Origin of the sequence: Pseudomonas sp. S5D5, assembly GCF_003013355.1 — a bacterium.
GTDB classification, from domain to species: domain Bacteria; phylum Pseudomonadota; class Gammaproteobacteria; order Pseudomonadales; family Pseudomonadaceae; genus Aquipseudomonas; species Aquipseudomonas aylmerensis.
On sequence record NZ_PTEO01000001.1, the window covers coordinates 67808 to 80840 of the forward strand.

Annotated in this window: 10 protein-coding genes; 7 read left to right on the plus strand and 3 right to left on the minus strand. The window is 61.5% G+C overall.

The features are described 5' to 3' along the window. Positions 1 to 231: 231 nt before the first annotated feature. The 7 genes from C9990_RS00305 to C9990_RS00340 all read left to right on the plus strand — a co-directional run bounded on the left by C9990_RS00305 (position 232) and on the right by C9990_RS00340 (position 9161). Complete coding sequence (locus C9990_RS00305) at positions 232 to 1218, plus strand: phosphate ABC transporter substrate-binding protein PstS (RefSeq protein ID WP_065902556.1); 987 nt, start codon at positions 232 to 234, stop codon at positions 1216 to 1218. A gap of 384 nt (positions 1219 to 1602) precedes the next feature. Beyond that, positions 1603 to 3636, plus strand: a complete 2034-nt coding sequence (locus C9990_RS00310; RefSeq protein ID WP_177343931.1) for an ABC transporter permease subunit — start codon at positions 1603 to 1605, stop codon at positions 3634 to 3636. A 15-nt stretch (positions 3637 to 3651) separates the two neighbouring features. Next, positions 3652 to 5322 (plus strand): phosphate ABC transporter permease PstA, encoded by a 1671-nt coding sequence (gene pstA, locus C9990_RS00315; protein WP_065902554.1) that lies wholly within the window; start codon positions 3652 to 3654, stop codon positions 5320 to 5322. 93 nt (positions 5323 to 5415) lie between these two features. Further along, entirely contained in the window at positions 5416 to 6249 is an 834-nt protein-coding gene (pstB, locus tag C9990_RS00320; RefSeq protein ID WP_065902553.1) for a phosphate ABC transporter ATP-binding protein PstB, read from the plus strand. Between the two features lie 115 nt (positions 6250 to 6364). Continuing rightward, complete coding sequence (gene phoU / locus C9990_RS00325) at positions 6365 to 7126, plus strand: phosphate signaling complex protein PhoU (protein WP_025856390.1); 762 nt, start codon at positions 6365 to 6367, stop codon at positions 7124 to 7126. A gap of 168 nt (positions 7127 to 7294) precedes the next feature. After that, entirely contained in the window at positions 7295 to 8203 is a 909-nt protein-coding gene (locus C9990_RS00330) for a response regulator (protein WP_065902551.1), read from the plus strand. 286 nt (positions 8204 to 8489) lie between these two features. Next, positions 8490 to 9161, plus strand: coding sequence for a M23 family metallopeptidase (locus C9990_RS00340; RefSeq protein WP_106802272.1), 672 nt, complete (start codon positions 8490 to 8492; stop codon positions 9159 to 9161). A 31-nt stretch (positions 9162 to 9192) separates the two neighbouring features. On the opposite strand, the gene C9990_RS00345 is transcribed toward C9990_RS00340, so the two are convergent. From C9990_RS00345 to phoB, 3 genes are all read right to left on the minus strand, one after another. Next, entirely contained in the window at positions 9193 to 10533 is a 1341-nt protein-coding gene (locus tag C9990_RS00345; protein ID WP_010207573.1) for a hemolysin family protein, read from the minus strand. 269 nt (positions 10534 to 10802) lie between these two features. Next, complete coding sequence (gene phoR / locus C9990_RS00350) at positions 10803 to 12128, minus strand: phosphate regulon sensor histidine kinase PhoR (RefSeq protein WP_256595149.1); 1326 nt, start codon at positions 12126 to 12128, stop codon at positions 10803 to 10805. Between the two features lie 97 nt (positions 12129 to 12225). Beyond that, positions 12226 to 12915 carry a phosphate regulon transcriptional regulator PhoB gene (phoB, locus tag C9990_RS00355; RefSeq protein WP_003176964.1) on the minus strand — a complete coding sequence of 230 codons (690 nt, stop codon included), beginning with the start codon at positions 12913 to 12915 and terminating at the stop codon, positions 12226 to 12228. Between the last annotated feature and the right edge of the window lie 118 nt (positions 12916 to 13033).

The window sequence follows — 13033 nt, forward strand, 5'->3', positions numbered from 1 at the left end:
GATCATCCAGTGTGGCGAGGAAGGCGGCTCGCGCAGCGGCGAAAAAGGCAGTGCTGCGCAGTCCCGCGGGAGCCAGCGCCCTCGTCACAATTCAATGTTTCTGCCCTCGTAGCCTGCGCTCCTCTCGATAGTGGCCTTTCATCTAATTGTCACATTGCAGACATAGAGTGTTCACACGGCCTCTCGATACTTGGCCCCGATCCAACTATCCCTATCTGCTAGGAGCAAGGCATGAAACTGAAGCGTTTGATGGCGGCAATGACTTTTGTCGCTGCTGGCGTTGCGACCGCCCACGCGGTGGCCGCTGGTGTTGACCCGGCAATTCCGGCTTACGCCAAGACCACTGGCGTATCGGGCAACTTGTCCAGCGTTGGTTCCGACACTCTGGCGAACCTGATGACTTTGTGGGCTGAGTCCTACAAAAAGGAATACCCGAACGTCAACATCCAGATTCAAGCTGCCGGCTCCGCCACTGCGCCACCTGCGCTGACTGAAGGCACCTCCAACCTGGGCCCGATGAGCCGCAAGATGAAGGACACCGAACTGGCGGCCTTCGAGCAGAAGTACGGCTACAAGCCAACCGCAATCCCGGTTGCCGTGGATGCCCTGGCGGTATTCGTCCACAAGGACAACCCGATCCAGCACCTGACCATGGAACAAGTCGATGCGATTTTCTCCTCGACGCGTCTGTGCGGTGGCAAAGCCGACGTGAAAACCTGGGGTGACCTGGGTGTGACCGGCGACCTGGCCAACAAGCCAGTGCAATTGTTCGGTCGTAACTCGGTATCCGGCACCTACGGCTACTTCAAGGAAGAAGCCCTGTGCAAAGGCGACTACAAGCCAAACGTGAACGAACAACCGGGCTCGGCGTCGGTCGTGCAGTCGATCAGCTCCTCGCTGAACGGCATCGGTTACTCGGGCATCGGCTACAAGACCGCCAGCGTGAAGACCGTGGCCCTGGCCAAGAAAGGCAGCACTGACTACATCGAAGACAGTGAAGAAAACGCCCTGAACGGCAAATACCCGCTGTCGCGTTTCCTCTACGTTTACGTCAACAAAGCCCCGAACAAGCCTCTGGCCCCGCTGGAAGCCGAGTTCGTGAAGCTGGTTCTGTCCAAACAGGGCCAGGAAGTTGTAGTGAAAGACGGCTACATCCCACTGCCAGCCAAAGTTGCCGCCAAGGCCCTGGCTGACCTGGGTCTGAAAGAAGGCAACTGATTGCCTCTGCGGGGCCGGCCTGCCGGCTCCGCATCCGAATTTTCTAGTCCGCTGCCAGCTTTGCTTCGCGGCGGATTTGTTGCGTCACTGCACTGTCATCTTTCTGTCATACAGGATCGCTAGGGTGTGCGCATGAATGATCTGGCCAATTCCACCATGACGACGACTTCCCCTCCCAAGCGCATTGATTTCAATACGCCTGAGCTGCAACGCAAGCGCCGCATCCGCGCCCTCAAGGATCGCCTGACCCGTTGGTACGTGCTGGTAGGCGGCCTCGCCGTCCTCGGCGCCATTACCCTGATCTTCTTCTTTCTGGCCTATGTCGTCGCGCCACTGTTCCAGGGCGCCTCGCTGACCAAGGAAGACGCCCTGACCCCGGCCTGGATCCAGGACGCCGGCAAGCCGCTGATGATCTCCCTGGAAGAACAGAACCAAGTCGCCATGCGGGTTTCCGACAAGGGCCAGGCGCTGTTCTTCAACGTCGAGACCGGTGCCGAGCTCAAGCGTGTCGACTTGCCACTGCCCGCCGGCACCCGTGTTGCCTCCATCGGTGAAGACCAGCCCGGCAGCCCGCTGGTGATCCTCGGTTTGTCCAATGGCCAGTCCCTGGTATTCCGCCACACTTATAAGGTGTCCTACCCGGACGGCAAGAAAACCATCACCCCGGCGATTGAATACCCTTACGGCGAAAACCCGATCGTGCTCGACGACGCCGGTCGCGCGCTGGAGCATGTGGCCCTCAACGCCACCGACTCCTCCCTGGTCGTTGCAGGCTCCGCCGGTTCGCACTTGAACGTGCTGACCCTGAGCCGTGAAGAAAACATGATGACCGGCGAAGTCACCAGCGAGCAGAAGCGCATCGAGCTGCCGCAGATGACCGAGCCGGTGAAGGCGATTTTCATCGATCCGCGCCAGCAGTGGCTGTACGTGATCAACGGTCGCGCGCTTGCGGATGTCTTCAGCCTGCGCGACAACAGCCTCAACGGGCGCTACAAATTGTCGGAAGATGGCACTGCCGAAATTACCGCCAGCACCCAGTTGGTGGGCGGCATCTCGCTGATCATCGGTAACTCCAAGGGCGGCCTGGCTCAGTGGTTCATGGCCCGTGACCCGGATGGCGAGCAGCGCTTCAAGCAGATCCGCACGTTCCAGATGGGCACGGCGCCTATCGTCGAGATTACCGCCGAACAACGTCGCAAAGGCTTCACCGCCCTGGATGCGTCCGGCAAATTCGGCGTGTTCCACAGCACCGCGCACCGCACCTTGCTGGTGGACCCGGTGGTCGACGGCCAGGGCGTGTTCGGCATGTCGCCACGGGCCAACCGCGTGATCGTCGAAGCCGGCGGCAAGTTGCAGCCGCTGGTGCTGGACAACCCGCACCCGGAAGTGTCCTGGAGCGCGTTGTGGAGCAAGGTCTGGTACGAAAACTACGACGAGCCTAAATACGTCTGGCAATCGACCGCCGCCAACACCGATTTCGAACCCAAGATGAGCCTTGCGCCGCTGACCTTCGGCACCCTGAAGGCCGCGTTCTACGCGATGCTCCTGGCCGCGCCACTGGCGGTTGCCGCCGCGATCTACACCGCCTACTTCATGGCCCCGAGCCTGCGCCGCAAGGTCAAGCCGGTGATCGAGCTGATGGAAGCGATGCCGACGGTGATCCTTGGCTTCTTCGCTGGCCTGTTCCTGGCGCCGTATGTGGAAGGGCACCTGCCGGGGATTTTCAGCCTGCTGATGCTGCTGCCGATTGGCATCCTGGTGGCCGGTTTTGTCTTCAGCCGCCTGCCTGAGTCGCTGCGCCTGCGGGTGCCGGACGGTTGGGAGAGTGCGATCCTGATCCCGGTGATCCTGTTTGTGGGCTGGCTCTCGCTGTACATGAGCCCGTACCTGGAGACCTGGTTCTTCGGCGGTGATATGCGCATGTGGATCTCCCACGACCTGGGCATCACCTACGACCAGCGCAACGCCTTGGTGGTCGGCCTGGCCATGGGCTTTGCGGTGATCCCGAACATCTACTCGATCGCCGAAGACGCCGTGTTCAGCGTGCCACGCGGCCTGACCCTAGGCTCGCTGGCCCTGGGTGCCACGCCGTGGCAGACCATGACCCGCGTGGTGATCCTGACCGCCAGCCCGGGCATCTTCTCGGCCCTGATGATCGGCATGGGCCGCGCCGTCGGCGAGACCATGATCGTGCTGATGGCCACCGGTAACACGCCGGTGATGGAGATGAACCTGTTCGAAGGCCTGCGCACACTCGCGGCCAACGTCGCGGTGGAGATGCCCGAGTCGGAAGTCGGCGGCAGTCATTACCGCGTGCTGTTCCTCTCGGCGCTGGTGCTGCTGTTGTTCACGTTCGTCATGAACACCCTCGCCGAGCTGATTCGTCAGCGTCTGCGCAAGAAATACTCGTCGCTTTAAGAAAGGTAGAAGTCTGTGAAACAGAACTCCCTGAATGGATGGTTCAAGAGCGGCGCCCCCGGCGTCTGGATCAGCGGTGGCGCAGTGTCCATCGCGGTCATCATGACCATTGGTTTGCTGGCCGTGATTGCAGTGCGTGGCTTGGGCCACTTCTGGCCGGCCGACCTGATCCAGGCCAACTACGACGTGCCGGGCCAGGCTAACCATATCGTCATCGGCGAAGTGGTGCAGAAAGAAGAAGTGCCGCGCGAGCGCCTGAAAAGCGCGGGCCTGCCGGTGCCGGATGCGGGTCCGGAATTCATGACCCGCGAGCTGATCAAGGTCGGCAACCGCGACCTGAACGGCAATGACTTCACCTGGATTGTCGGCGAATGGCTCAAGGACCAGACCACGCCGGCGAACTTGATGACCATCGAGCGTCGTGAGTGGGGCAACTTCTACGGCACCCTGGTCAACGTCAAGCAGGATGGCAAGGTCATCGCCGAAGGCGACGCCGCGTGGCCGGAGCTGCAGGCGCGTGTCGACCGCGTCAACAAGCTCGCTGCCCAGCTCAAGACACTCGAAAAATCTGACATCGGCGCGATCAACGCCGGGCTTGAACGCATCCGCCTGCATGGCCGCAAACTGGAACTGGAAGGCAAGCTCGACGCCGCCGCCCAGGCCGACATGGACTCCGGTCGCGCCGAGCTGAATGCCCGTTACCAGGACATCGAAGCGCGCCTGGCCGACCTGCACGCCCAGTTCAATCGCGATGCCCTGACGGCGCGTGATGCGAACGGCAAGGAAGTCGAAATCGGCATCGGCAAAGTCGTTCATGCCTACCAGCCGAACGCCATGGGTACACTGACCAAGATCGGCTTCTACTTCAGCAAGGTCTGGGAATTCCTCAGCGATGACCCACGGGAAGCCAACACCGAGGGCGGGATTTTCCCGGCTATCTTCGGCACCGTGATGATGACCCTGATCATGGCAATGATCGTCACCCCGTTCGGCGTGCTGGCAGCGGTGTACCTGCGTGAATACGCCAAGCAGAACACCCTGACCCGCGTTATCCGGATCGCCGTGAACAACCTGGCCGGCGTACCGGCCATCGTCTACGGCGTGTTCGGCCTGGGCTTCTTCGTGTATGTCCTGGGTGGCTCGGTTGACCGTCTGTTCTTCGCCGAAGCCCTGCCGGCCCCGACCTTCGGTACGCCGGGCCTGCTGTGGGCCTCGCTGACCCTGGCGCTGCTGGCGGTGCCGGTGGTGATCGTGGCCACCGAAGAGGGCCTGGCGCGGATTCCTCGCACTGTGCGCGAAGGGTCCCTGGCTCTCGGCGCGACCAAGGCGGAAACGCTGTGGAAGATCGTACTGCCGATGGCCAGCCCGGCGATGATGACCGGCATGATCCTCGCCGTGGCCCGTGCCGCCGGTGAAGTGGCGCCGCTGATGCTGGTGGGCGTGGTGAAACTGGCGCCGTCGCTGCCGCTGGATGGCAACTACCCCTACCTGCACCTGGACCAGAAGATCATGCACTTGGGCTTCCATATTTATGACGTCGGCTTCCAGAGCCCCAACGTCGAAGCCGCGCGGCCGCTGGTGTACGCCACCGCCTTGCTGCTGGTGCTGGTGATTGCCACGCTCAACTTGTCGGCGGTGTGGATTCGCAACCACCTGCGCGAAAAATACAAAGCGTTGGACAGCTAAAGCTATTAGCCACAAGCGGCAAGCTACGAGCCGCTTTTGCCCAAATCTTGCAGCTTGCAGCTAGAAGCTGGCAGCTACGAACGGAGTGAGACCATGCAACACGACACCCATTCCCACGGCATCAACATGTCTGCCCTGGGTCGCGACAAGCAGGGCCTGAACCTGGCCCAGGAAACCGTGGCCATTGAAGTGCCAGGCCTGAGCCTGTACTACGGTGAAAAGCAGGCGCTGTTCGACGTCAGCATGAACATCCCCAAGCAGCGCGTGACGGCCTTCATCGGCCCCTCGGGCTGCGGCAAGTCGACGTTGCTGCGCACCTTCAACCGCATGAACGACCTAGTTGACGGTTGCCGCGTGGACGGCGCCATCAACCTCTACGGCACTAACATCTACCGCAAGGGCGAAGACGTGGCCGAGCTGCGTCGCCGGGTGGGCATGGTGTTCCAGAAGCCCAACCCGTTCCCCAAGACCATCTACGAAAACGTGGTCTACGGCCTGCGCATCCAGGGCATCAACAAGAAGCGCATCCTCGACGAAGCGGTTGAGTGGGCTCTCAAGGGCGCGGCGCTGTGGGACGAGGTCAAGGACCGCCTGCACGACTCGGCACTCGGCTTGTCCGGTGGTCAGCAGCAGCGCCTGGTGATCGCCCGTACCATCGCGGTGGAGCCGGAAGTGCTGCTGCTCGACGAGCCGTGCTCGGCACTCGACCCGATTTCGACGCTGAAAGTCGAAGAGCTGATCTACGAGCTCAAGTCCAAGTTCACCATCGTCATCGTGACCCACAACATGCAACAGGCGGCGCGCGTTTCCGACTACACCGCGTTCATGTACATGGGCAAGCTGGTGGAATTCGGCGACACCGATACGCTGTTCACCAATCCGGCGAAGAAGCAGACCGAAGACTACATTACCGGTCGTTATGGCTAGTAGCGGCAGTTGCAAGCCGCAGGTTTCAAGCGGCAAGTAAAAGCAGCTCAATGGAACGACACACATCAGCTTGCAGCTTGTAGCTTGCGGCTTACAGCTTTTGCGGAGCAAACGCATGATTAGCAAAGAAGGCCTTACCCACCACATCTCCGCGCAGTTCAACGCCGAGCTTGAGGAAGTGCGCAGCCACCTCCTGGCGATGGGCGGGCTGGTGGAGAAGCAAGTCAACGACGCAGTCACCGCGCTGATCGAGGCTGACTCGGGCCTGGCCCAGCAAGTGCGCGAGATCGACGACCAGATCAACCAGATGGAACGCAACATCGACGAAGAATGCCTGCGCATTCTGGCCCGTCGCCAGCCGGCGGCGTCCGACCTGCGTTTGATCATCAGCATTTCCAAGTCGGTGATCGACCTGGAGCGCATCGGCGACGAAGCCACCAAGATCGCCCGTCGCGCTATCCAGCTGTGCGAAGAAGGCGAAGCGCCACGCGGCTACGTGGAAGTGCGCCACATTGGCGACCAGGTGCGCAACATGGTGCGCGATGCCCTCGACGCATTCGCCCGCTTCGACGCCGAGCTGGCGTTGTCGGTGGCCCAGTACGACAAGATCATCGACCGCGAATACAAGACCGCGCTGCGCGAGCTGGCCACCTACATGATGGAAGACCCACGCTCTATCTCGCGGGTCTTGAGCATCATCTGGGTCCTGCGTTCGCTGGAGCGCATCGGCGACCACGCGCGCAATATCTCCGAGCTGGTGATTTACCTGGTTCGCGGGACCGACGTGCGGCACATGGGCCTCAAGCGCATGAAGGCTGAAGTTGAAGGGTCAGCCGATCTAATCCCTAATGTTCCGGGCGAAACTGACGATAAGTAAGGTTGCCCGAGAAATTAACGCCCGGCCCTTGGCCGGGCGTTTTTGTTTGTGGCAGCTGGATTTTTTGCGCGTCGGGTCAAAGAAAGTCCCGCCGTGACTACAGAGTTTTGGCAAAATGCCATCAGTCAGGCGTTCTGCGTGCCGCGGTTTTTATAGGAAATAGGGTCGATGAGTAAAGTCAGTGTATTAGTGGTGGATGACGCCTCGTTTATTCGCGACCTGGTGAAGAAGTGCCTGCGCAACTACTTCCCCGGGATCAAGATCGAAGATGCGGTGAACGGCAAAAAGGCCCAGGCCATCCTGATGCGCGAGACCTTCGACCTGGTGCTGTGCGACTGGGAAATGCCCGAGATGTCCGGGCTTGAGCTACTGACCTGGTGCCGTGAGCAAGCGCACCTCAAGGCCATGCCGTTCGTGATGGTGACCAGCCGCGGCGACAAGGAAAACGTGGTCCAGGCCATCCAGGCCGGGGTTTCCGGCTATGTCAGCAAACCGTTCACCAACGAGCAGTTGCTGAACAAGGTCAAGCAGGCCCTGCACAAGATCGGGCGTCTCGACGCACTGATCGCCAGTGCGCCGACCAAGATGAACTCGGCCTTTGGCAACGACTCCCTCAGCGCCCTGACCGGCGGCAAGCCCGAAGCCGTGCGCGCGGCCCCGGTTGCAGCGGCTGCCCCGGCGCCCAGCAAAGGCCTGCTCAACAGCCCACCGGTGCAAGCGCCTGCCGCCTCGCCGGCGGGTGGTCGTGGCCAGGGCCAATTGCGCCTGTCCAGTGGCAACCAGCAATGTGTGATCAAGGCGCTGAGCATCAAGGAAGCGCTGCTGGTGGTGCGTCGCGGTGAAGTGCTGCCGCAGGTGTTGGAAAGTGCCGTGCTCGACCTTGAGCAAGGCGACAACGCTGAAATCGCCCGCCTCAATGGCTACCTGCACGCCGTCGTCGCCTTCGAACCCAAGCCTGATAGCGACTGGCTGCAACTGACCTTCCGGTTTATCGACCAGGACGCGCAGAAGCTCGATTACATCTCCCGCCTGATCGCCCGCGGCACCGCGCAGAAGCACTTCGTGCCGGGTGCGTGACCCCCTGAATACCGGAGTCGACCGGTTGTCTGATTCGCGCTCGATGCCCGACGGGCAGCCGGTTTTCAGTTGGATCTCTTGCAGGCTGCACTAAGACTTCGGATCAGCCAGCCCCGTCTTAACCACGTCCTCACTGGCAAGATCGACAAACTGTCTCTGGATGCGCGGGTCAATTTGTCGGCGGCGGCCCGGATAAACGTGGGTATCGGTTTCAACGGACTGCCAGCCTAAAGCTGTCATCAAGCCTTGCTAGCCTGCCGTTCAGTCATCCTGGCAGGTTTGCGTCATGCTCCTTCGCCTATTGCTGTTCTGCATGCTGTCCACGGTCGCCACCTCGACCCTGGCCATGACCCTCTATCAATCCACCGATGCCAATGGCGCGGTGTTTTTCAGCGATCGACATACCCCGGGGTCCCAGGCGTTCGTGATCCAGGAACGCAGGGTCGAGCCTGTACGACGGCCGCTGTTGCAAAGGCCACGCGCAGTTAACCCACGACAAGCCTACCGCTACCCCTTGCCCTGGCGTGGCGGTCCGTTCCGCCTGACCCAAGGCCCCAACGGCAGCTTCAGCCACACCGACGCCAAGAGCCGCTATGCCATGGACATCGCCATGCCCGAAGGCACGCCAATCATTGCGGCGCGCAGCGGTACGGTAGTGAAGACCGAGAACAGCCAGATCGGGCGCGGTAACGATGCGTCCGGCAATTTTGTGCGCGTGCAGCACGATGACGGCACCCAGGGCGTGTACCTGCACCTCAAGCAAGGGTCGGTCAGGGTGCGGGTGGGGCAGCGTGTCACGGTGGGAAGCCTGCTGGCACTGTCGGGCAATACCGGCAACAGCAGCGGCCCGCATCTGCACTTCGTGGTGCAGCAGAGCACCGAGGCCGGGCTGGTGTCGATCCCGTATGAGTTCAACCAGCCCGTCGGTACATTGCCCAACTTCGCAGCGGGACTGTAGGAGCCGGGCTCCTACAGGGGTTTGGGGTGGCTCAGTCCAGCAGCAGGACTTTGGCCAAGACGATCTTCGGCCCTTTCATCTTCTTGATGATGATCCGCAGGCCTTCAACCTCCAGCACTTCTTCCTCTTCCGGCACGCGCTTGAGGGTGTCGTAGATCAGCCCGGCGAGGGTTTCGGCTTCGATATGGTCGAGGTCGACACCCAGCAGGCGCTCCACCTTGAACAACGGCGTGTCGCCACGCACCAGCAATTTGCCGGGCTGGTAGGCGAGGATGCCGCGCTCGGCCTTGCGGTGTTCGTCCTGGATATCGCCGACCAGCACTTCAAGCACGTCCTCCATGGTCAGGTAGCCGATGATCTTGCCATCGGCTTCTTCGACCAGGGCGAAGTGCGCGCCGCCTTTGCGGAACTGCTCCAGCAGTTGCGACAGCGGCATGTGCCGCGACACACGCTCCAGCGGGCGGGTCAGCTCGGCCAGATTGAACGATTCGGGGATGTGGTCCAGGGCTGCCAGCTCGAGCAGCAGGTCCTTGATGTGCAGCAGGCCCACGAACTCGTTGCGCACCGCGTCATACACCGGGTAGCGGCTGAATTTGTGGCGACGGAACAGCGCGAGGATTTCCTTCAACGGCGCGTTGAAGTCCAAGGTGACCAGGTCTTCCCGGGAGTTGGCCCAGTCGACCACTTCCAGTTCGCCCATTTCCACGGCCGAGGCCAGCACGCGCATGCCTTGGTCGCTCGGGTCCTGGCCACGGCTGGAGTGCAGGATCAGCTTGAGTTCTTCACGGCTGTAATGGTGTTCGTGATGCGGGCCGGGCTCGCCTTGGCCGGCGATGCGCAGGATGGCGTTGGCGCTGGCGTTGAGCAAGTAGATGGCCGGGTACATGGCCCAGTAGAACAGGTACAGCGGCACTGCCGTCCACAGCGACAGCAGCTCGGGCTTGCGAATCGCCCAGGACTTGGGCGCCAGCTCACCGACCACGATGTGCAGGTAGGAAATCACGAAGAACGCAGCAAAGAACGACACGCCCTTGATCACTTCCGGCGACTCGACGCCCACGGCGCCCAGCAGCGGCTCGAGGATATGTGCAAAGGCCGGCTCACCGACCCAGCCCAGGCCCAGGGAGGCGAGGGTGATACCCAGCTGGCAGGCCGACAGGTAGGCGTCGAGCTGGCTGTGCACGGTGCGCAGGATCTGCCCGCGCCAGCCGTTCTTGTGGGCGATGGCCTCGACCCGGGTGGCGCGCAGTTTGACCATGGCAAACTCCGCCGCAACGAAGAAACCGTTGAGCAGTACCAGGATCAGTGCAAAAAGAATCATGCCGAAGTCGGCGAAGAGTGTAGCGAGGGTGATACCAGGGGAAGGGTCCATGATGGGGTTTTGCAGGTTCCGTGTGTTCAATTAGGGGTGGCAGGTGGGCCTGAAAGACAGGCGCAAGTCGGCCAATGTAGCGGCTGACGGGGCGCTTGCCTAGTGCCCACTGCCCGGCGGGACTTGGAATGCCCTTTCCACGACAACACAAATCCAACGTGGGAGCGGGCTTGCTCGCGAATGCAGTGGGTCAGTCAACCCATGTGTCGCTGACCGACCGCATTCGCGAGCAAGCCCGCTCCCACATTTAGGGGTGTGTCGTTTTCAAGTTACTCATCTGTTCCAACCCCCCGCGAACGGGTTACCTGCGCCGGCGGAAAATGGCAGGTGAACGTACTGCCATGGCCCAGCACGCTACTGATTTCCAGGCGCGCGCGGTGGCGCAGCAGCACGTGCTTGACGATCGCCAGGCCAAGCCCGGTGCCGCCGGTGTTGGAGTTGCGGCTGGAGTCGACGCGGTAGAAACGTTCGGTCAGGCGCGGCAGGTGCTTGGCGTCGATGCCGATGCCGGAGTCCTGCACGCTCAAGTGCGCGCCGTGCTCGTCGGCCCACCAGCGGATGCGGATATTGCCCTTGTCCTGGGTGTACTTCACGGCGTTGAACACCAGGTTGGAAAACGCGCTGCGCAACTCGCCTTCGCTGCCCTTGAGCAGCACGGCCGGATCGGCTTCCAGGGTGATCTGCTGCCCGCGTTGGCCGGAAAGCGCCTGGGCGTCGTTCTTGATGGTCTGCAACAGGCTCTGCACGGCCACCGGATGGTTATCCGAGGGGTAGTCGGTGGCTTCGAGCTTGGCCAGCAACAGCAGGTCGTTGAGCAGTGTCTGCATGCGTGAACCCTGCTGCTGCATCTGCTGCAGGGCACGGCTCCAGCGCGGGTTGATCTCGTCGACATTGTCCAGCAGCGTCTCCAGGTACCCGCAGATCACCGTCAAGGGCGTGCGCAGTTCGTGGGAGACGTTGGCGACGAAGTCCTTGCGCATCTGTTCCAACTGGTGGATACGCGTCACGTCGCGCACCAGCATCAAGTGCTCGTTATTGCCGTAGCGCGTCAGGTACAGCTGGATCCGTACGCGGTCATTGGTGGGCGAGGGGATTTCCAGGGCTTCTTCGTAGTTCTCCTGCTCGAAGTACTCCTTGAAGCGCGGGTGACGCACCAGGTTGGTCACCGGCTGGCCGCTGTCCTGGGGCGTCTTGAGGCCCAGCAGGGTTTCGGCGGCGCGGTTCCACCATTCCAGGTTGCCGTCGCTGTCGAGCATGATCACCGCGTCTTTGAGCGCGGCGGTGGACTCCTGCACCCGGTCGATCACCGCTTGCAGGCGTCCGCGCACCCGTTGGTCGCGGCGTTGCAGGTGGTAGATGCTGTCGAACACCTCGCCCCACAAGCCGTAGCCGTCGGGCGGCGCTTCGTCGGGTTTGTGCTGGCGCAGCCATTCATGCAGGCGCAGCAATTGCTTGAGGGTCCAGCCCAGGTACAAGGCAATGCCGACTGCCAGGCTCCAGCCGTAATAACCACTCACCAGGCCCACCAACAGGCAGCCGGTGATCAGCAAAAGCATGTGGCGGATCAGGGTGCCATGCCAGTTTTGGTTCACAATCGGTCCTTCGGACAGTGAAAATTTTCAAGCTGCAAGCTTCAAGTCAGAGCAGATCAGCTTCTACTTGCCGCTTGTAGCTGAGAGCCTGCAGCTGCTTTCAACCCTTGGTGGAAAACCGATAACCGGTGCCGCGCACGGTTTGTACCAGATTCTCGTAGGCATCGCCCAAGGCTTTGCGCAGGCGGCGGATATGCACGTCCACAGTGCGCTCTTCGACATACACGTTGCCGCCCCACACCTGGTCGAGCAACTGGCCACGGGTATAGGCACGCTCCTGGTGGGTCATGAAGAATTGCAGCAGGCGGTATTCAGTCGGGCCCATCTCGGCTGGCTTGCCGTCGATGGTCACGCGGTGGCTGATCGGGTCCAGCAGCAGGCCGCCGACTTCGATCGGTGCTTCACCATCGGTAGGGCCGGCGCGCCGCAGTACGGCTTTGAGGCGAGCGACCAGTTCGCGGGGGGAAAACGGCTTGGTGATGTAGTCGTCGGCGCCGACTTCCAGGCCCTGGATCTTGTTGTCTTCCTCGCCCTTGGCCGTGAGCATGATGATCGGGATGTCCCCGGTCAGCTCATCGCGCTTGAGGCGGCGGGCCAGTTCGATACCGGAGGTGCCGGGCAGCATCCAGTCCAGCAGGATCAGGTCCGGCTTGCGGTCGACGATAATGGCATGGGCCTGCTGGGAGTTCTCCGCCTCCAGGCAGTCATAGCCGGCCATTTCCAACGCAACGGCGATCATCTCGCGAATGGGCGCTTCGTCGTCAACGATCAGAATGCTCCTGCCAACCATGCCTAAAATCCTCTTGTCATTTAACTGTCTTGCGCCGCATTAGATAACGGAATTATTGCAGTCGTGTGACAGTAATTTAGTCGCTTGGGCAATTCGCGCCTCTCTGGACTACGCTTTG

What these genes read in the sequence shown, in the direction of transcription:
- phoU (WP_025856390.1), top strand. Translation starts at nt 6,365, where the DNA reads ATGATTAGCAAAGAAGGCCTTACCCACCACATCTCCGCGCAGTTCAAC.
- C9990_RS00305 (WP_065902556.1), top strand. Translation starts at nt 232, where the DNA reads ATGAAACTGAAGCGTTTGATGGCGGCAATGACTTTTGTCGCTGCTGGC.
- C9990_RS00345 (WP_010207573.1), bottom strand. Translation starts at nt 10,533, where the DNA reads ATGGACCCTTCCCCTGGTATCACCCTCGCTACACTCTTCGCCGACTTC.
- C9990_RS00330 (WP_065902551.1), top strand. Translation starts at nt 7,295, where the DNA reads ATGAGTAAAGTCAGTGTATTAGTGGTGGATGACGCCTCGTTTATTCGC.
- C9990_RS00340 (WP_106802272.1), top strand. Translation starts at nt 8,490, where the DNA reads ATGCTCCTTCGCCTATTGCTGTTCTGCATGCTGTCCACGGTCGCCACC.
- pstB (WP_065902553.1), top strand. Translation starts at nt 5,416, where the DNA reads ATGCAACACGACACCCATTCCCACGGCATCAACATGTCTGCCCTGGGT.
- phoB (WP_003176964.1), bottom strand. Translation starts at nt 12,915, where the DNA reads ATGGTTGGCAGGAGCATTCTGATCGTTGACGACGAAGCGCCCATTCGC.